Source organism: Kitasatospora sp. NPDC048545 (genome assembly GCF_040651155.1).
GTDB lineage: Bacteria > Actinomycetota > Actinomycetes > Streptomycetales > Streptomycetaceae > Kitasatospora.
On sequence record NZ_JBEZIQ010000055.1, the window covers coordinates 1 to 18,004 of the forward strand.

The 18,004-nt window shown below is 71.5% G+C and carries 18 protein-coding genes and 1 rRNA gene; 13 read left to right on the forward strand and 6 right to left on the reverse strand.

Features of this window, described 5'->3' with window-relative positions; genetic code table 11:
• The 9 genes from rrf to pstB all read left to right on the forward strand — a co-directional run.
• Positions 1 to 91: ribosomal RNA gene (gene rrf / locus AB0D10_RS36145) — 5S ribosomal RNA — on the forward strand; the annotation flags it as partial.
• A gap of 93 nt (positions 92 to 184) precedes the next feature.
• Entirely contained in the window at positions 185 to 1,210 is a 1,026-nt protein-coding gene (mshD, locus tag AB0D10_RS36150) for a mycothiol synthase (protein WP_360264114.1), read from the forward strand.
• Positions 1,211 to 1,575: 365 nt separating this feature from the next.
• The gene (locus AB0D10_RS36155; RefSeq protein WP_360263969.1) at positions 1,576 to 3,753 is read left to right on the forward strand and encodes an RNA degradosome polyphosphate kinase; all 2,178 of its coding nucleotides are present in this window, start codon (positions 1,576 to 1,578) and stop codon (positions 3,751 to 3,753) included.
• A 121-nt stretch (positions 3,754 to 3,874) separates the two neighbouring features.
• On the forward strand, positions 3,875 to 4,960 hold the full coding sequence (locus AB0D10_RS36160) for a CHAD domain-containing protein (RefSeq protein WP_360263972.1): 1,086 nt from the start codon (positions 3,875 to 3,877) through the stop codon (positions 4,958 to 4,960).
• Positions 4,961 to 5,045: 85 nt separating this feature from the next.
• Positions 5,046 to 5,486 (forward strand): NUDIX hydrolase, encoded by a 441-nt coding sequence (locus AB0D10_RS36165; protein ID WP_360264117.1) that lies wholly within the window; start codon positions 5,046 to 5,048, stop codon positions 5,484 to 5,486.
• Between the two features lie 226 nt (positions 5,487 to 5,712).
• A complete protein-coding gene (gene pstS, locus AB0D10_RS36170) occupies positions 5,713 to 6,849 on the forward strand; it encodes a phosphate ABC transporter substrate-binding protein PstS (protein WP_360263974.1) in 1,137 nt (378 codons plus the stop codon).
• Positions 6,850 to 6,999: 150 nt separating this feature from the next.
• Positions 7,000 to 7,977 (forward strand): phosphate ABC transporter permease subunit PstC, encoded by a 978-nt coding sequence (pstC, locus tag AB0D10_RS36175; RefSeq protein WP_360263976.1) that lies wholly within the window; start codon positions 7,000 to 7,002, stop codon positions 7,975 to 7,977.
• The gene (gene pstA, locus AB0D10_RS36180) at positions 7,974 to 9,044 is read left to right on the forward strand and encodes a phosphate ABC transporter permease PstA (RefSeq protein ID WP_360263979.1); all 1,071 of its coding nucleotides are present in this window, start codon (positions 7,974 to 7,976) and stop codon (positions 9,042 to 9,044) included. Before pstC ends, pstA begins: the two co-directional genes overlap by 4 nt.
• A 38-nt stretch (positions 9,045 to 9,082) precedes the next feature.
• On the forward strand, positions 9,083 to 9,859 hold the full coding sequence (gene pstB / locus AB0D10_RS36185; protein WP_360263981.1) for a phosphate ABC transporter ATP-binding protein PstB: 777 nt from the start codon (positions 9,083 to 9,085) through the stop codon (positions 9,857 to 9,859).
• 230 nt (positions 9,860 to 10,089) lie between these two features.
• Here pstB and AB0D10_RS36190 read toward each other — a convergent pair whose 3' ends face one another.
• Both AB0D10_RS36190 and AB0D10_RS36195 read right to left on the reverse strand, forming a co-directional pair.
• Complete coding sequence (locus AB0D10_RS36190) at positions 10,090 to 11,085, reverse strand: inorganic phosphate transporter (protein ID WP_360263983.1); 996 nt, start codon at positions 11,083 to 11,085, stop codon at positions 10,090 to 10,092.
• A gap of 5 nt (positions 11,086 to 11,090) precedes the next feature.
• Positions 11,091 to 11,711, reverse strand: coding sequence for a DUF47 family protein (locus tag AB0D10_RS36195; RefSeq protein WP_360263985.1), 621 nt, complete (start codon positions 11,709 to 11,711; stop codon positions 11,091 to 11,093).
• 358 nt (positions 11,712 to 12,069) lie between these two features.
• On the opposite strand from AB0D10_RS36195, the gene AB0D10_RS36200 reads away from it, so the two are divergent.
• The gene (locus tag AB0D10_RS36200; protein ID WP_360263988.1) at positions 12,070 to 12,459 is read left to right on the forward strand and encodes a metal-sensitive transcriptional regulator; all 390 of its coding nucleotides are present in this window, start codon (positions 12,070 to 12,072) and stop codon (positions 12,457 to 12,459) included.
• Between the two features lie 101 nt (positions 12,460 to 12,560).
• On the opposite strand, the gene AB0D10_RS36205 is transcribed toward AB0D10_RS36200, so the two are convergent.
• Positions 12,561 to 12,749 carry a hypothetical protein gene (locus AB0D10_RS36205; protein WP_360263991.1) on the reverse strand — a complete coding sequence of 63 codons (189 nt, stop codon included), beginning with the start codon at positions 12,747 to 12,749 and terminating at the stop codon, positions 12,561 to 12,563.
• A gap of 196 nt (positions 12,750 to 12,945) precedes the next feature.
• Positions 12,946 to 13,842, reverse strand: coding sequence for a hypothetical protein (locus AB0D10_RS36210; protein ID WP_360263994.1), 897 nt, complete (start codon positions 13,840 to 13,842; stop codon positions 12,946 to 12,948).
• A gap of 162 nt (positions 13,843 to 14,004) precedes the next feature.
• Here AB0D10_RS36210 and AB0D10_RS36215 point away from each other — a divergent pair, with 162 nt between their 5' ends.
• The gene (locus AB0D10_RS36215; protein WP_360263996.1) at positions 14,005 to 14,193 is read left to right on the forward strand and encodes a hypothetical protein; all 189 of its coding nucleotides are present in this window, start codon (positions 14,005 to 14,007) and stop codon (positions 14,191 to 14,193) included.
• 51 nt (positions 14,194 to 14,244) lie between these two features.
• On the opposite strand, the gene AB0D10_RS36220 is transcribed toward AB0D10_RS36215, so the two are convergent.
• Together AB0D10_RS36220 and AB0D10_RS36225 are read right to left on the reverse strand one after the other, a co-directional pair.
• Positions 14,245 to 14,967 carry a phosphatase PAP2 family protein gene (locus AB0D10_RS36220; RefSeq protein ID WP_360263999.1) on the reverse strand — a complete coding sequence of 241 codons (723 nt, stop codon included), beginning with the start codon at positions 14,965 to 14,967 and terminating at the stop codon, positions 14,245 to 14,247.
• Positions 14,968 to 15,181: 214 nt separating this feature from the next.
• A complete protein-coding gene (locus AB0D10_RS36225; RefSeq protein ID WP_360264119.1) occupies positions 15,182 to 16,369 on the reverse strand; it encodes a bifunctional lytic transglycosylase/C40 family peptidase in 1,188 nt (395 codons plus the stop codon).
• Positions 16,370 to 16,617: 248 nt separating this feature from the next.
• On the opposite strand from AB0D10_RS36225, the gene AB0D10_RS36230 reads away from it, so the two are divergent.
• Together AB0D10_RS36230 and AB0D10_RS36235 are read left to right on the forward strand one after the other, a co-directional pair.
• The gene (locus AB0D10_RS36230) at positions 16,618 to 16,968 is read left to right on the forward strand and encodes a hypothetical protein (protein WP_350525702.1); all 351 of its coding nucleotides are present in this window, start codon (positions 16,618 to 16,620) and stop codon (positions 16,966 to 16,968) included.
• A gap of 168 nt (positions 16,969 to 17,136) precedes the next feature.
• Positions 17,137 to 17,961 carry a hypothetical protein gene (locus AB0D10_RS36235; RefSeq protein ID WP_360264002.1) on the forward strand — a complete coding sequence of 275 codons (825 nt, stop codon included), beginning with the start codon at positions 17,137 to 17,139 and terminating at the stop codon, positions 17,959 to 17,961.
• The last annotated feature ends 43 nt before the right edge of the window (positions 17,962 to 18,004 follow it).

Below are 18,004 nucleotides of genomic sequence, written 5' to 3' on the forward strand. Positions count from 1 at the left end.
GCCCGGTTACATTCCGAACCCGGAAGCTAAGCCTCACAGCGCCGATGGTACTGCAGGGGGGACCCTGTGGGAGAGTAGGACGCCGCCGAACAATCATTCAGAAGAACCCCTGATCCACTCGGATCAGGGGTTCTTCGCATTTCCGGTGACGTATCGTCAGGGCATGGACGATCAGACCGCGGTCATGACGAACGACGTGCTCCGCCCCGCGCTGCGTGACGGCGCCCTGCGCGTGCTGGCGGAGGCCCAGGCGGTGGACGGCCGGGCCGCCGTGTCCGAGCAGGGCCGGCTTCGGCTGCGTTCCGCGCAGACGCCGCGGCCGGGCGTCGTCCACCTGGTCGAGACCGATGCCGCAGTGGATTCCGGTGCCGGGTCCGACTCCGAAGCAGGCTCCGCATCCGAAGTCGAGTCCGAGTCCGGATCCGCAGTCGTGCTCGGCTACGGCCAGCTGGAGGTTCCGCAGGGCACGACCGCCGGCCCGGCCGGGAACCCCGCCGCCGAGCTGGTCGTCGACCCGGCCGCCCGCGGCCGCGGCCTGGCCCGCCCGCTGGTGGACGCCGTCCTGGAGGAGGCCCACCGGGCGGGGCGCGACGCGGTGGACTTCTGGGTGCACGGGGGGCACCCGGCGGCCCGCCACCTGGCCGGTGCGTACGGGGCCGAGCTGGTCCGTGAGCTGCGGCAGATGCGCCGCACCGGTCGGCAGACCGAGGAGGTGGCCGTCCCCGCGGGCGTCGAGCTCCGCACCTTCCGTCCGGGGGAGGACGACGCTGAGTGGCTGCGGCTGAACGCCCTGGCCTTCGCGCACCACCCCGAGCAGGGCGCGTGGACCGGGCAGGACCTGGCCGAGCGGATCGCCGAGCCCTGGTTCGACCCGGCGGGCTTCTTCCTCGCCACCCGCGACGGCAAGGTGGTCGGTTTCCACTGGACCAAGGTGCACGGGGCCACCGCGACGGAGCCGGAGCTCGGCGAGGTGTACGTGGTGGGCGTGGACCCGGCGGAGCAGGGCAGCGGCCTCGGCCGCGCGCTGACCGCGGCGGGCCTGCGTCATCTGACCGGCTCCGGTCCGGGCGAGCGTGGACTGGAAACCGTTCTTCTCTACGTCGACGCCGACAATCCGGCCGCCGTTCGGGTATATGAACGACTGGGATTCACCATTCACGAGGTGGACCTCATGTACCGAGCCGGGTACCAGGAGAAGCGGTCGGCCTGACCGTCTCCCCCCGCCACGGTCCGGCCGTCCGAGGAGGGCGGCGGAGTCGGCCCGGAGCGGCCGGGGGCGGGATCCGGAGCGGTCGTGGGTGAGCGTCCGGGCGGCGCGGGCCCTTGCCCCGACCGACTCAGCTTTCCTCCTGGCCATGCGGTGTTTACCGTGGATTCAATTGCTGCCGCGAAGATCACAGGATGAAGTCCGTAGTGTCTCGCTCGTGCAGAGTCGACCGCCATTCGTCGGCCGGTCCTGTACGGACCGCGCCCGGTGGATGGGCGCTGTTCCCGGCATCGGTCCGGGGCGAGGGCGACGGCCCGCAGAGCCATTCGTGTCCGGACGCCGTCCTGCTGCTGGAGGAGCTGGAGCCCATGAGCATCCCCCGCCCCGTCTCTGCCGCGCTGTCGCCGACGGCCCGGATGTCCAGTGCGCTGGGTATCCCGCCGGAGCTGCCGGCCGCGGACGAGCAGGAGCACGAAGCGTTGCCGCAGGGGCGCTTCCTGGACCGCGAACGCAGCTGGCTGGCGTTCAACGAGCGCGTCCTGGAGCTGGCCGAGGACCCGGGGATCCCCCTGCTGGAGCGGGCCAAGTTCCTGGCGATCTTCGCCAGCAATCTGGACGAGTTCTTCATGGTCCGGGTGGCCGGCCTCAAGCGCCGGATCGCCACCGGTGTCGCGCAGCGCAGTGCGTCCGGCCTACAGCCGCGCGAGGTGCTGGACCTGATCTGGACCCGGTCGCGCGAGCTGATGGCCCGGCACGCCGCGGCCTTCCAGCAGGAGGTGCTGCCGGACCTCGCCACCGAGGGCATCGAGGTGGTCCGCTGGCCGGAGCTGGCCGAGAAGGAGCAGGCCCGGCTGCACACGCTGTTCCGGCAGAAGATCTTCCCCGTGCTGACCCCGCTGGCGGTCGACCCGGCGCACCCCTTCCCGTACATATCTGGACTCTCGCTCAACCTGGCCGTCGTGGTGCGCAACCCGGTCTCCGGGCACAAGCACTTCGCCCGGGTGAAGGTGCCGCAGTCGCTGGCCCGCTTCCTGGAGGCCTCGCCCCAGCGCTACGTCCCGCTGGAGGACGTGATGGGCGCGCACCTGGAGGAGCTGTTCCCGGGGATGGAGGTGCTGGCCCACCACGCCTTCCGCGTCACCCGCAACGAGGACCTGGAGGTGGAGGAGGACGACACCGAGAACATCCTCAAGGCCCTGGAGAAGGAGCTGATGCGGCGGCGCTTCGGCCCGCCGGTCCGGCTGGAGGTCGAGGAGTCGATCGACCCCTACATCCTGGACCTGCTGGTGCGGGAGCTGAACATCACCGAGGCGGAGGTCTTCCCGCTGCCCGGGCCGCTGGACCTGACCGGGCTGTTCGGGATCGCCGAGCTGGACCGCCCGGAGCTGAAGTACCCGAAGTTCGTGGCGGGCACCGCCCGCGGGCTGACCGACGTCGAGTCGGCCTCCCAGCCGGACATCTTCGCCGCGATGCGCGAGCGCGACGTGCTGCTGCACCACCCGTACGACAGCTTCTCCACCTCGGTGCAGGCCTTCCTGGAGCAGGCCGCCGCCGACCCGGACGTGCTGGCGATCAAGCAGACGCTGTACCGGACCTCGGGCGACTCGCCGATCGTGGACGCCCTGATCGACGCGGCCGAGTCCGGCAAGCAGGTGCTGGTCCTGGTCGAGATCAAGGCGCGCTTCGACGAGCAGGCCAACATCAAGTGGGCCCGCAAGCTGGAGGAGGCCGGCTGTCACGTGGTCTACGGCCTGGTCGGGCTGAAGACGCACTGCAAGCTGTCGCTGGTGGTCCGCCAGGAGGGCGACACCCTGCGGCGCTACTCGCACGTGGGCACCGGCAACTACCACCCGAAGACGGCCCGGCTGTACGAGGACCTCGGCCTGCTCACCTCCGACCCGCAGGTCGGGGCGGACCTCTCGGACCTCTTCAACCGGCTCTCCGGCTACTCGCGCCGCGAGTCCTACCGCCGCCTGCTGACCGCGCCGCGCGGCCTGCGGGACGGGCTGGTCTCGCGGATCCACAACGAGATCGCCCACCACCGGGCGGGCCGGCCGGCGTACGTGAAGCTCAAGGTCAACTCGATCGTCGACGAGTCCTTGATCGACGCGCTCTACCGGGCGTCGCAGGCCGGGGTGCCGGTGGACGTCTGGGTGCGCGGGATCTGCGCGATCCGCCCGGGCGTGCCGGGGCTGAGCGAGAACATCCGGGTCCGCAGCGTCCTGGGCCGCTTCCTGGAGCACTCCCGGATCTTCGTGTTCGGCAACAACGGCGACCCGGAGGTCTGGATCGGCAGCGCCGACATGATGCACCGCAACCTGGACCGCCGGATCGAGGCGCTGCTGCGGATCACCGATCCGGCGCACCGCGCCGAGCTGTCCGGGCTGATCGACCTCGGGGTGTCGGACGAGACCGCGTCCTGGCACCTGGGCCCGGACGGCGCCTGGACCCGCCACTCCCAGGACGCCGAGAGCCGGCAGCTCAGGCACGTCCAGGACCTCCTGATCGACTCGCGTCAGCGCCGTCGGGCCGCCACCTCGCGCTGACGCGTCCACTGATGCGAAGCCCCCGGAGCGGACGGCCCTCGACACTCACGAGGGCCGTCGTTCCGGTGGTCGGCCACCAGCCCCGGGGAACGGCCCCGGGGGAACGGGGATCTACCACGCCATGACCGATGCGCCGATGACGGCCCAGGCGGCCTCCACCGCGACCGCCGGGGACATCCTTTCCCACCACCTCACCGCCCAGGCCGGCGCCTTCCTGCGCGCCCTGCCGCTGGCGGTGGGCGAGGTCGGCGCCAGACCCGGGGCGGCCTCGGTCGTCCCGTCGGCGGGTACCGCGGACCTGCTGCGGGCCGTGCGGCGGGTCGGCGGGCTGCTGCACACCTTCGGCTCGGTCTTCGAGCAGACGTGGGCACAGGAGTCGCGCACCGAGCTGCGCTGGCTGCTCAACCTGCTGGCACTGGAGCCCGGGTACGTCCGGCGTTCGGCCCGGCTGCTGGGCGCGCTGGACTCGCTGAGCGGCAGCGACCCGGAGGGGACGGGCATGCTGGCCGGCCACGCGGGCGCCCCCAAGGCGCGGGCGCTGCTGGACCGGCAGCTCACCCTGGCCAGGACCAGGGCGCACTCCACGGTGCTCCAGGAGCTCCGCTCGGCCCGGCTGCACGCGCTGGCGGACCGGATGACGCTGCTGGTCGGCGAGGCGCCGCTGCTGGAGCCGGCGGGCGGCCGGGCCCCGACCGTGCTGCTGCCGCAGGCGGCCGCCGCGTTCGCCGTGCTGTCCGCGACCGCCCAGCAGCTGCCGCTGCACCGGGCCGCGACGCCGTACGGCGGGAACGGACTGCGGCGGCTGGGCGCGGTGCCGGCGGCCCGGGGCACGGTCGACGCGGACACGGCGCTGGCGGCCGACGACGCCCCGTGGGCCCGGCTGCGGATCCTGGTGAAGCGCGGCCGGTACGCCCTGGAGGTGTGCGGCCGCCCGTCCTCCGAGCTGGACGAGCTGGACGCGGTGCTGGCCCGGCAGCAGGAGGCCGCCGACGCCGCGGTCACCGCGGCCACGGCGGCGCGCACCCCGCGGATCACCCCCGCGACCGCGTACGTGCTGGGCGTGGTGCACGCCGACCAGCGGCTGGAGGTGGAGTCGGCGCGGTACGCCTTCGGCCGCCGGTGGTCCGACCTGCAGCCGGGCCCGGACGGCTGGCCGGAGTTCCCGGTCGAGGCCCGGGGCCACTCCGTCGCGCCGAGGACGGTCTGAGGTGGGCGGGCGCACGGGAACGGGGCGGGCGACGGGGAGCACGGCCGCGGCGGGCCGCGGCCCGGTGGTCCTGGCGGCCGGTGCGGTGCTGTGGCTGCCGGGGCGGCCGAAGAAGAGCGGGCGGCTCGGGCGGCCGCGGATCGCCGTGATCCACCGGCCCAAGTACGACGACTGGAGCCTGCCGAAGGGGAAGCTCGACCCCGGCGAGGGCATGGCCGACGCGGCGCTGCGCGAGGTGTGGGAGGAGACCGGCTTCCGCTGTCTGCTCGGCCCGGAGCTGCCGGCCCAGCACTACCAGGTGCAGGGCCGTCCGAAGGAGGTGCGGTACTGGGCGGCGGTGCCGTCCAACGGCGCCTTCCGGCCCAACCGCGAGGTGGACCGGATGGAGTGGCTGCCGGCCGGGAAGGCCCGTGCCCGGCTCACCTACGACCACGACCGGTTGCTGATCGATGCGCTGCTGGTGATCCTGGGGGCGAAGCCGGTGCGAACGGCCGGCCCGAAGCCCGTGGAGGAACAGTGGAAGTGATCTCCCCGCGCCCTTGCCGTGACGCAACCGTTACTACCTGACGTAGTTTCCTGCCATCCTTTCGAGGTTCACTCTCCGTTCATTTGCGACCGGCTGTCGTGTCACTTCTCCGGCCTAACTTCGGGACCACCGGAGGGCCGAACGGGCCCCGGACCACAGCAGGACCCACGCTCCGCCGTACTCGTACGGTCCGCGCGTCGGGCGATGCCACAGAAAGGGACACCCAGTGAAGCTCCAGCGGAACGGCCGCTCCAAGGCCCTCGCGATCGGTGCCATGGCGCTCGTCAGCTCGCTGTCGCTCGCCGCGTGCGGCTCGGACAACAACAACAGCACGACCGCGGCCGGCGGTTCCAGCGGCTCCGCCGCGGCCGGTGCCGCGATCAACTGCGGCAAGTCCGGTTCGCTGATCGCCGCCGGTTCGACCGCCCAGGGCACGGCGGTCGACGTCTGGAAGACCAACTTCAGCGGCGCCTGCTCCGGCACCACGATCAACTACCAGGGCGTCGGCTCGGGTGCGGGCATCCAGCAGTTCACCCAGGGCAAGGTCCAGTTCGCCGGTTCCGACTCGGCCCTGAAGCCGGCCGAGGTCGACGCCACCAAGGCGGTCTGCACCGGTGGCCAGGGCATCGACCTGCCGATGGCCGGCGGCCTGATCTCGCTGGTCTTCAACGTCGACGGCGTCGACAACCTGGTCCTGGACGGCCCGACCGCCGCCAAGATCTTCGACTCGCAGATCACCAAGTGGAACGACCCGGCCATCGCCGCCCTGAACCCGGGCGCCAAGCTGCCGGACGCGGAGATCCAGTCCTTCCACCGCTCGGACGACTCCGGCACCACCGACAACCTGACCAAGTACTTCGCCGCCGCCGGCAACGGCGCCTGGACCTACCCGTCCAGCAAGACCTGGGCGGCCAAGGGCGGCCAGTCGGCCAACGGCAGCGCCGGTGTCGCGGCCCAGGTGAAGCAGGTCAAGAACTCGATCAGCTACGTCGAGCTGGCCTACGCCCAGACCAACAGCCTGAAGAGCGCCGCCATCAACACCGGCGCCTCCAAGCCGGTCGAGGCCACCGCCGCCAACGCCGCCAACACCTTCGCCAAGGCCCAGATCGCCGGCACCGGCAGCGACCTGGCGCTGAAGCTCGACTACGCGACCAAGGACGAGGGTTCCTACCCGCTGGTCCTGGTCACCTACGAGATCGTCTGCGACAAGGGCAACAAGGCCGACACCCTCGACACCCTGAAGTCCTTCCTGACCTACACCATCAGTGACGCGGGTCAGAAGGCGGCCGGCGAGAAGGGCTACGTCCCGCTGCCGAAGGAGCTGACCGACAAGGTCAACGCCGTCGTCCCGACCCTGGCCTGACCCGACAGGACCACCGGTGGGGCGGCCCCGTGAGCGAGGGGGGCCGGTGCCGCCCCACCGGAACGCACCAAACCCAGCACCACGTCCGGGGCACCGCCGCCATGGTGCCGTCCCCCTTCCGGGGCGGCGCCACCAGACCGGAGTAGACCAATGACTTCATCCCCCCCTGCCGCCCCGCGAGGCAGGGAACGCCGACCGCGTGACAGCCGGGTCGGCGACAAGATCTTCATGAACCTCGCCCGGGGCTCGGGCATCCTGCTGCTGGTCATCATGGCCGCGATCGCCGGCTTCCTGGCCTGGCGCTCGGGCCTGGCCCTCAGCAAGAACGAGGGCAACTTCCTGACCTCCTTCGAGTGGGCGCCGGACGCCCCGAAGCCGGTCTTCGGCATCGCGGTGCTGGTCGTCGGCACCATCGTCAGCGCCGTCATCGCGATGGCGATCGCCGTCCCGGTGGCCATCGGGATCGCGCTGTTCATCTCGCACTACGCGCCGCGCCGGATCGCCCAGCCGTTCGCCTACCTGGTCGACCTGCTCGCCGCCGTCCCCAGCATCGTCTACGGCCTGTGGGGCGCGCTCTTCCTGGTCCCGCACATGGACGGCCTGACCAGCTGGCTCAACGAGTACCTGGGCTGGACGTACATCTTCGACCAGACCAAGTCCGGCACCCCGCGCAACCTCTTCACCGTGGGCATCCTGCTGGCGATCATGGTCCTGCCGATCATCACCGCGGTCTCCCGCGAGGTGTTCCGCCAGGTGCCGCGGATGCACGAGGAGGCGGCGCTCGCGCTCGGCGCGACCCGCTGGGAGATGATCCGCACCGCGGTGCTGCCGTTCGGCCGCCCCGGCATCATCTCGGCCTCGATGCTCGGCCTCGGCCGCGCGCTCGGCGAGACCATCGCGGTCGCGGTGGTGCTCTCCTCCAGCAACGTCCTGTCGCTGCACATCCTCGACGCGGGCGGCGGCACCTTCGCGCAGAACATCGCGCTGAAGTTCGCCGAGGCCGGCGACAACGGGCGCAACGCGCTGATGGCCTCCGGCCTCGTCCTGTTCGTCATCACCCTGCTGGTGAACGGTGCCGCGCGACTGATCATCGCCCGCCGCAAGGAGTACTCGGGGGCCAACGCATGACCGTCACCGCCATCGTCGACGACTCCCGGCCGGTCAGCCGTCCGCTGACCGCCAACCGGCTGCCCAAGTGGGCCCCGGCCGCCGTCGCGGTCGGCTCGATCGCCCTCGGCTGCGGGATCGGCGCCGCCGCCGGCCTGGCCAGCCACCTGCAGTGGGGCCTGATCTCGGGGCTGCTGTTCCTCCTGATCAGCTACGGCTTCGCGGCCCGGGTCGAGGGCCGCCGACAGGCCAAGGACCGGTTCGCCACCTCGGTGGTCTGGGTCGCCTTCATCACGGCCGTCGTGCCGCTGGTCGCCCTGACCGTCTACACGGTCCAGCAGGGCCTCGAAGTGGTCAACGGGAACTTCCTGAGCCACTCGATGAAGGGCGTGCTCCAGTCCGGCCCCGGCGGTGGCATCTACCACGCGCTGATCGGCACCCTGCAGCAGGTCGCCCTGGCCACCGCGATCGCCGCCCCGATCGGTCTGCTGACCGCCGTCTACCTGGTCGAGTACGGCCGCGGCAAGCTCGCCAAGGCCGTCACCTTCTTCGTCGACGTCATGACGGGCATCCCGTCGATCGTCGCCGGTCTGTTCATCCTCTCGCTCTGGAACCTCGCCCTGGGCTTCGGCTACTCCGGCTTCTCGGGCAGCCTCGCGCTGGCGATCCTGATGATGCCGGTCGTGGTCCGGTCCACCGAGGAGATGCTGAAGCTGGTCCCGAACGAGCTGCGCGAGGCCTCGTACGCGCTGGGCGTGCCGAAGTGGAAGACCATCCTGCGGATCGTCCTCCCCACCGCGATCGGTGGCATCACCACCGGCGTGATGCTCGCGGTCGCCCGCATCACGGGCGAGACCGCCCCGGTGATGATGCTGGTGTTCGGCGCCGACTACATCAACAACAACCCGTTCGACGGGCCGCAGCAGTCCCTGCCGATGTACATCTGGACGCAGTACTCGCAGGTCAACAACCAGTACGGCTACGCCCGTGCCTGGGGTGCGGCACTGGTGCTGATCGCCTTCGTGATGGCGCTCAACCTGATCGCCCGCGGTATCGCCCGCTGGCGCTCGCCCAAGACCGGCCACTGACCGACTGACGTACGAGACAGACGAGAGAAGCAACGATCATGGCCAAGCGCATCGACGTCAGCGGACTGTCGGCCTACTACGGCACCACCAAGGCCATCGAGGACATCTCGATGAGCATCGAACCCCGCTCGGTGACCGCCTTCATCGGCCCCTCCGGCTGCGGCAAGTCCACCTTCCTGCGCACCCTGAACCGGATGCACGAGGTGATCCCCGGCGCCCGGGTCGAGGGCAAGGTCCTCCTGGACGACGAGAACCTGTACGCCTCCAACGTCGACCCGGTCGCCGTGCGACGTTCGATCGGCATGGTCTTCCAGCGCCCGAACCCGTTCCCGACCATGTCGATCTACGACAACGTGATCGCCGGCCTCCGGCTCGCGGGCGTGAAGAAGAAGGCCGTCCTCGACGAGGTGGTGGAGCGCTCGCTGAAGGGCGCCAACCTCTGGAACGAGGTCCACACCCGGCTGAACAAGCCGGGGGCCGGCCTCTCCGGCGGCCAGCAGCAGCGCCTGTGCATCGCCCGCGCCATCGCGGTCGAGCCCCAGGTCCTGCTGATGGACGAGCCCTGCTCCGCGCTTGACCCGATCTCCACCCTCGCCATCGAGGACCTGATCGGCGAGCTGAAGTCGCAGTTCACCATCGTCATCGTGACCCACAACATGCAGCAGGCGGCCCGCGTCAGCGACCGCACCGCCTTCTTCAACCTGGCCGGCGTCGGCCAGCCGGGCAAGCTGATCGAGCTGGACGACACCCAGCGGATCTTCTCCAACCCGTCGGTCCAGGCGACCGAGGACTACATCTCCGGCCGCTTCGGCTAGACCGGACCCCGTCACGAGCGGCGCCGCGCCGGGTGACGGAACGCGAGCTGTCCCGTGGTGCTGCATGGCGGTGCCGCCGCGGGACATGAAGAAGGGCCCGCCCCCGAGATGTGGGGGCGGGCCCTGTCATGTTCCCGGTGCCGTCCGCGCCGCCGGTGCCGGTGTGGTCCCTGCCGTCCGGCCGGTGTCCCCGCGGTGTCCCTGCGGCGTCCCGGTGGGATCCTGCGGGATCAGCCCCAGAACAGGTGGACGAACCAGTACACCAGCGCCGCGACGATGGCCGCCGCCGGCATGGTGATGAACCAGCCGAGCACGATGTTCTTGGCGACGCCCCAGCGGACCGCACGGATCCGCTTGGTGGCTCCCACGCCCATGATCGCCGAGGTGATCACGTGGGTGGTGGAGATCGGCGCCTTGTAGACGAACGAGGTGATGTACATGACGATCGAGGCGGTGGTCTCCGCCGCGAAGCCCTGCGGCGGGTCCAGCTCGATGATCTTGCGGCCGAGCGTCCGCATGATCCGCCAGCCGCCCGCGTAGGTGCCCAGCGAGAGCATCGCGGCGCAGGAGATCTTCACCCAGACCGGGATGTCGTAGGTGGCCTGCTCGCCGGAGATGACCAGCGCCATCACCACGATGCCCATGGTCTTCTGGGCGTCCTGCAGGCCGTGCGCCAGGGCCATCGCGGCGGCCGAGGCGGTCTGGGCGACCCGGAAGCCGCGCTTGGCTCGGTGCGGGTTGGCCCGGCGGAAGATCCACAGGATCGCCAGCATCACCAGGAAGCCGCCGACCAGGCCGACCACCGGCGAGACCACCATCGGGATGATGATCTTGTCGACGACCCCGCTCCAGATCACCTCGGTCCCGCCGGCCAGCGCCGCGCCCACCATGCCGCCGAACAGGGCGTGCGAGGAGGAGGACGGCAGGCCGAAGTACCAGGTGACCAGGTTCCAGGCGATCGCGCCGACCAGGGCGGCGAACAGGATCGCCATCCCCTGGTTGCCGGACGGGGTCTCGATGATCCCCTGGGAGACGGTGTGCGCCACGCCGCTGCCGAGGAAGGCGCCGGCCAGGTTCATCACGGCGGCCATCGCGAGCGCGGCCCTGGGCGTGAGTGCCCGGGTGGAGACCGAGGTGGCGATCGCGTTCGCCGAGTCGTGGAACCCGTTGGTGTAGGTGAAGAAGAAGGCAACGCCGATGACGACGATGAGTGCAGCCGTGTCCACGGGGGTCAGGACTCCTTGACGGCGATGGTCTCCACCGTGTTGGCGACGTGCTCGAACGCGTCCGCCGCCTCCTCAAGGACGTCCACGACCTGCTTGAGCTTGAGCACCTCGATGGCGTCGTACTGACCGGAGAACAGGTGGGCGAGCAGCTTGCGGTGGATCTGGTCGGCCTGGTTCTCCAGCCGGTTGACCTCGATCCAGTACTCGGTCAGGTTCGACATGCTCCGCAGGTTCGGCATCGCCGCCGCGGTGAGCTCGGCGGCCCGCGCCAGCACCTCGATCTGCTGCTCGATCCCCTTCGGCAGGGTCTGGATGTCGTAGAGGACGACCAGGTCGACGGCCTCCTCCATGAAGTCCATGATGTCGTCCAGCGACGAGGCGAGGCTGTAGATGTCCTCGCGGTCGAAGGGCGTGATGAAGGAGGAGTTCAGCTGGTGGAAGACGGCGTGGGTGGTGTCGTCCCCGGCGTGCTCGGCGGCGCGCATGCGCTCGACGATCTCCGCACGGGCCGACACGTCCGATCCCAGCAGCTCCAGCAGGAGCTTCGATCCGACGACGAGGTTCTCCGCTGCGGCGGCGAACATGTCGTAGAAGCTCGTCTCCTTCGGGGTCAGGCTAAAACGCACGGAAATCTCCGATGTGCGGGGTAGGGACTGAACGATGCTAGGTGCAACCAAGCGCAATCACGCAAACGGGGTGCCGGGGAAGGAACCGGAACCTCCTCTTCCGTTCGGCCGCCGCACCGGCTGCCCGGACCGCACCGCCACGTACCGAGGCCGGCCCCCAGTCTGACGGAACCTCGCCCGGATTGTCCCCGTCGTGCGGACGGAATAAGGGGCGCCGCTCAGACGGGTGCAGTCCCGGACGGCCCGGCCCGGACGCTCCGGCACGTGCCGTCCAGGCCGCCGGAACACCACGGGAGGCCCCGGTGTTGGACACTGGTGGCCGACGCAGCCACCAGGCACTCAGACGAAGGCGGGGCCGATGACCACGACGCAAGCGCGCACCGAGCCGGATCACGCGCAGGGAACCGACCCGCACGCCGGCCACACCGCACCCGCGGCCGCCGCAGGACACCGGGGCGGGCACGGCCCGCACGGCTACAGCGCCCAGAAGGACGCCCACCTCAAGCGGCTGCGCCGGATCGAGGGCCAGATCCGCGGCCTGCAGCGCATGGTCGACGAGGACGTCTACTGCATCGACGTGCTCACCCAGGTCTCGGCGAGCACCAAGGCGCTGCAGTCCTTCGCCCTCTCCCTGCTGGAGGAGCACCTGCGGCACTGCGTCGCCGCGGCCGCCGAGGAGGGCGGTGCGGAGCTGGACGCCAAGGTGGCGGAGGCCACCGCTGCGATCAGCCGGCTGCTGCGCAGCTGAACCCGGCCGACGCCGGCCTCAGCCCGGCCCGACCGAGCCGACCCCGACTCAGCCCGGCCAGCCGCGGTGCCCGGGCCCGTCGGACGGTCCGGGCCGTCCCGCTAGCCGTCCGCCTCCCGGTCGGCCGGGCCCGGATCGGTCCGGTCGAGCAGCACCTCGTCGATCCGTTCGGTCGGCAGCCGGTCGCCGGAGCTGGCCGTCGCGGCGATCATCAGCTCGCCGGCCAGCTCGATCTCGTCGAGGGCCGCGTCGTCGTGGCCACCGCTGCGGCCGCCCGTGGACGACACCACCTGCACCACCCCTTCAGTGCCTCGCCAGCCCGGGCGGCAGCCACCCGGCGTCCAGCCTAGGCACTCCGGAGCCCGTCCACATGGCACGGACGGGCCATCTCGGCGCCGCCGAAACGGGTGGCCGCCGCTCCCCGGGCGGCCACCCGCTCCGACGGCGCCCCGTCTTGCCCCGGCGCCGGAGCGCTGCCCGGGCCGCCTACTTGGGGCTCTCCGTGGGCTTCATCTGGTAGATGTCCGAGGCCGACGGCTCGGCCGCTTCGACCGGCTTGCCGAAGTCCGACAGCGAGGTCGTCGAGGTCACCTTCACCTGGTCCTTGGGCTCCTTCGACCCGGCCACCCCGGCGAAGGTGAACAGCTCGACCACCTTGTGCAGTCGGCCCTGGTCGTCCAGCCAGGCGTCGTACGGGACCTCCTTGACGGTGAAGGTCTGTGAGCCCATCCGCAGGCCGTCCCCGCCCCGGCCACCGGTCGCGTCGGCCGCCTTGGCCAGGTCCAGGGTGCCGCGGTAGTGGTGCAGCGCGACCCCGCCGACGGTCTCGGTTCCGACCGCCTCCGCCTTCTGCGCCCCGCGCAGCGCACCCGCGGCCGAGGCCGGGTCGGTCGCGCCGCTGCTCACCAGGTTGCCGTCCGGCAGCTGGCGCACGTCCAGCTTCACCCACTTGCCCTCGGGCACCTTCGCGCCGCTGTTCTGCAGGTAGACGGTGCCGGGCAGGACCACCTCGACGATCTTCCCGGTGGTTGCAGCGCCCGGCGGCACCTGGACCTCCAGCCGGCCGATCCGTTTCACGTAGTCGTAGCCGCCCGTGCCGTTGAACGAGGCCTTCTTCTCGGCGGACTCGGTGACCAGGTCGGTGGCGGTGCGCGCCGAGCCGGTGCGGCCGGTGATGTCGGCGGCGTTGCGCACTGCCGTCAGCGGGTCCGCCGCGAGCTGGTCGGGGGCGCTCGACTGCTGGTCGGAGGAGCCGCCCGCACCGCCGGAGCAGCCCGCCGCTCCGGCCGCCAGCGCGGCGGCGAGCAGGGCGGCCCCGGCCGCCGAGCGCAGGTGCGGACCCGGACGGCGCGCTGGCCGCCCGGTGCACTGCTGGTCGGTCATCTTCATCCTCGCGACAACCCCCTCGGGCCCGACTGCCCCGCCGGACACCACCGGGTGGGCAGAGCTCTTTCCGGGCAAACGAGTTGGGGCGCAAAGGGTTACGGGTGCCCGCCGTCCCGCGGGCGTCGCGCACCGGGCCTCCGGCGCGTTACGGTGAACCACGTGCACAGTGAGCTGTCGGCCGCGCCCGGCACCCGGATGCCCGAGCACCGCCTCGTGATCAGCGAGCGCGGCTCCTTCGCCTTCGCGACCTGCAGCTGCGGCTGGTACTCCCCGGCCCGCCGCTCCCGGGACCTGGCCCGCCGCGAGGGGGCCGACCACCTCGCCGACAGCGGCGTCCAGCCGGACTGACCGCACCGGGCCGCCGGGCCGGCGGCCTCGCGCCGTCCGGCGGGCAGCGGGTCAGGCCGCGAGGTCGGACTCCGGCGGCTGCTCCTCGGCCCGCACCGCTCCGCGGCCGCGCCGGCGCGAGCGCGGGCCGGCCCCGCCGCGGGCCGCGCCGCCGCGCTCCGGCGCCCGGATCAGCGGGGCGACGGCCGTCCGGGTCAGCGCGTGGCAGAACGGGACCAGCACCGCCATCGCGATCGGCGCCAGCAGCAGCACCACGGCGACGGCGAGTGCGAAGCCCCCGATCACGTCGGTCGGGTAGTGCACCCCCATGAACATCCGGCAGAAGCCCTGCAACAGGGCCAGCCCGCCGGCGATCCAGCCGAGCTTCCGGTTCACCAGGAACAGCGCCACCGCGACGCCCATCGTCATCGTCGAGTGGTCGCTGACGAAGGAGTGCGTGCCGGCCTTGCCGTCCACCAGCACCAGCAGTCCGGGGTGGTCGACGAACGGGCGCGGGCGGTCCACGATCGCGGCGATCGGCAGATTGGCCAGCTCGGCGACGGCCACCGAGAGCGGCACCCAGAGCAGCCCGGCGATCGCCACCGGCGCGTCCGGGCGACGCCTGGCCTGCAGCCAGGCCACCAGCCCGAGCGCGGCCAGCCCGATCAGGATGCCGTACTCGCCGATCCACGAGACCAGGTGGTCCAGCCACTGCGGGGAGCGCTTGGCCAGGCCGTTGACGGCGTAGAGCAGGCCGAGGTCGGGGTTGGTCGTGTCGGCAAGCGGCGTCGACACGCCGCACCTCCTTCTGCTCAGCTGTACCTGGACGTTCCCGCCGGGGCCCGCCCGGCGCGGGGCGCTGACGAGGGGCCACCGGAAGAAACGTCATTTCCGGGACACAGCGTTCCACGGAAACGCGCGGTTATCGAAACTTGACTCAGCGTCCACACCGCGCACACAGGTCCCGTCCGTCCCGTCCGTCCCGTCCGTCCCGTCCGCGGCCCCGGTGCTACCGGCGGGCCCCCGCAGGTGCCGGCCCGGTCGGCGCGGGCGGGGCCGCCACCGCGGGCCGGACGGGCGCTGCCGGGGCGCTGCCCTGGGCCGCGGCCTGCGCGCCGCCCTGAGTGCCGCCCTGGCCGCCGGCGGGGCTCGTCGTCGTCGACCCGGGGCGGCTCGGGGCGTTGACCGAACCGTCGTTGTTCCGGCTCGGCAGCGCCTGGGCGCCGTCCGAGGTGACCCGGGTCGCGCCGATGTACTCCTTGGTGTCGATCTTGTCGTAGCGGATCACCGCACCGGTGTGCGGCGCGTTGATCATGTACCCGCCGCCGACGTAGATCCCGACGTGGTGGATGCTCCGCGGATCGCTCAGGTCCGTCGCGAAGAACACCAGGTCGCCCGGCCGCAACTGATCGCGCGACGGGTGCGGCCCCGCGTACCACTGGTCGTTGGCCACCCGGGGCAGGGTGATGCCCACACTCGCGTACGCGGCCTGGGTCAGGCCCGAGCAGTCGAACCGTCCGTTCTGCGACGGCAGGCCCTCGCCGCCCCACAGGTACGGGGTGCCGAGCTTGGTCTGCGCGAAGTAGATCGCCGCCGCCGACTGCGCGGACACCTCCAGCGGCGCGGTCGGCGCGGTGAAGCTGCGGGCCATCGCCTGGATGCTCCGCACGTACCCCTGGGTCTCCTTGTACGGCGGGATGCCCCGGTTGCTCGTCACCGCGTACGGGCCGGCGTTGTAGGCGGCCAGCATGTTGGCCTGCGGGTCGCCCGGGACGCCCGAGACGTCCTTGGCCAGCGCGCAGTCGTAGACCGCCGCCGAGGCGATCGCGTCGTACGGGTCCCAGACGTCCTTGCGGCCGTCCCCGTTCGCGTCCGTCCCGTACGTCGCCCAGGTGCCCGGCATGAACTGCGCCATTCCCTGCGCCCCGACACCGGAGCGGGCCTTCGGGTCGAATCCGCTTTCCTGGTACAGCTGCGCCGCGAGCATCGGCGGAGAGATCTCCGGGCACAGCGCGCCCCACTTCTGGACCGCGTCCTGGTACGCCGCGGGGACGGTCCCGGGGGAGAGGGCGGAACGATTCACCGACTGCTGCGGCGTCCCGCTCGCCGCATAAGTCCCCATCGTCACCAGCCCGATGAACCCGAACGCAACAACTCCCGCAGCGGCGGCGGCCGTACCGGCCTTCCGGAGTACCATCAGCACCATCCCGACGATCCGTCAGTCGAAGTGTCCCGGAAGGCGTTGCTCACCGCAATCATCAGAGATACAAGGAGTGAGCGCTATCCTTCGTACGGTGGACATCCTCGCGTACGTGTCCGATGCCTCACGACCAATCCGCGAGAAGTAGCCAAGTCGACATCAGATCTGGCCAAGAATAGGCACCGACCCTTCGCGCGGGCGGGGTCCGGGCCCTTGAATTTGCCTGATCGGGCGGTGAGATGGAAATGAACCTGAGCAGCGTGCACACATATGCGGTCGGCCACCTGGCCGATGACCCTCCCAAGAAGCCGAATATCGACACCATCATCGGCGGCATCGCCCCGGACTGGGGGCCGTTCGCCAGCCTCGGGTCGGAGGCCCGGGTGATGGTCGAGGTCATCATGGCCGTCGCCATCCTCGTCTGCCTCGGCCTCGCCGTCTGGGGCGCTGCCAAGCAGCGGATCGGTGCAACCGCCATGCGGGACAGCTTCGGAGCCGAACAGGGCAAGGGACTGATCGTCGCCGGACTGACCGGCGTGTTCATCATCGGATCACTCGGCACTCTGTTCACCATTGTCTACGGCATGGCGATCTGACGATCGGACAGCAGTAGTCCGGCCCGTCCGAGGCCAGGTCCCCGCCCGGACCCCCTCCAGCGGCCGGCCCGCCACGATTTCACCCCCGTTCCCACCCTCCGTCCGCGCCCGCCCCCGGGTGGAGGGCCCCCGGAGCCGCCCCCGGCTCCCCGCACCAGGAGGGCCGCCGTGCCGTTGTCCGACGACCAGCCGCACACCCGTACGCGGCTACCGGTCGGCGAACAGTCCTCCCAGCAGCCGAGCCTCCGTCAGTCCCGCCCGCTCCGGACCCTGCTGACCGTCCTCGTGGTGGTCACCCTCCTCGTCGTGGCCATCGCCATCGCCAACCGCGGCAAGCCCACCCCCGGCAGTGGCGGCACCGGCAGCGGCTCCGTCGACCACGCCGCCCCCAGCGCGCCCTCCGGCGCCGGCCCCGCCCCCAGCGGCGACCAGCCCGTCGGCACCACCGTCAACGGCATCGCGTCCGGCTTCCCGCACAGCGACCAGGGCGCCCAGTCCGCAGCGGCCAACTACGCCGTGGCGATCGGCTCCGCGGACATGTTCCGCACCGACAGCCGCCACACGATCGTCGCCACCATCGCCGACCCGGCCGCGACACCGACCCTGCAGAGCCGCCTGGACCAGGGGTTCGGCGGCGACACCGTCGCCCGCTACGGCCTCGACGCCCAGGGCCACGCACCCAAGGGCCTCACCTTCGTCAGCCGCACCGTCCCGGTCGGCACCAAGCAGACCGGCTACACCGACAGTGACGCCAAGGTCGAGGTGTGGTGCACCGGCCTCACCGGCCTCGCCGGCGAACGCTCCGTCCAACCGGTGACCACCAACTGGTTCACCCTCACGCTCTCGCTGCACTGGACGGGCGGCGACTGGAAGCTCACCGACTTCACCAGCAGGCAGGGCCCCGCGCCGATGCCCGGAGACCAGCAGGCCGCAACCGCCGAGGAGATCACCGGCGCCGTCCAGCAGTTCGGGGGGTTCCGCTATGCCCGTTGACCAGACCTCGTACCGATCCACCGCACGCCGCGCGGGCACACTG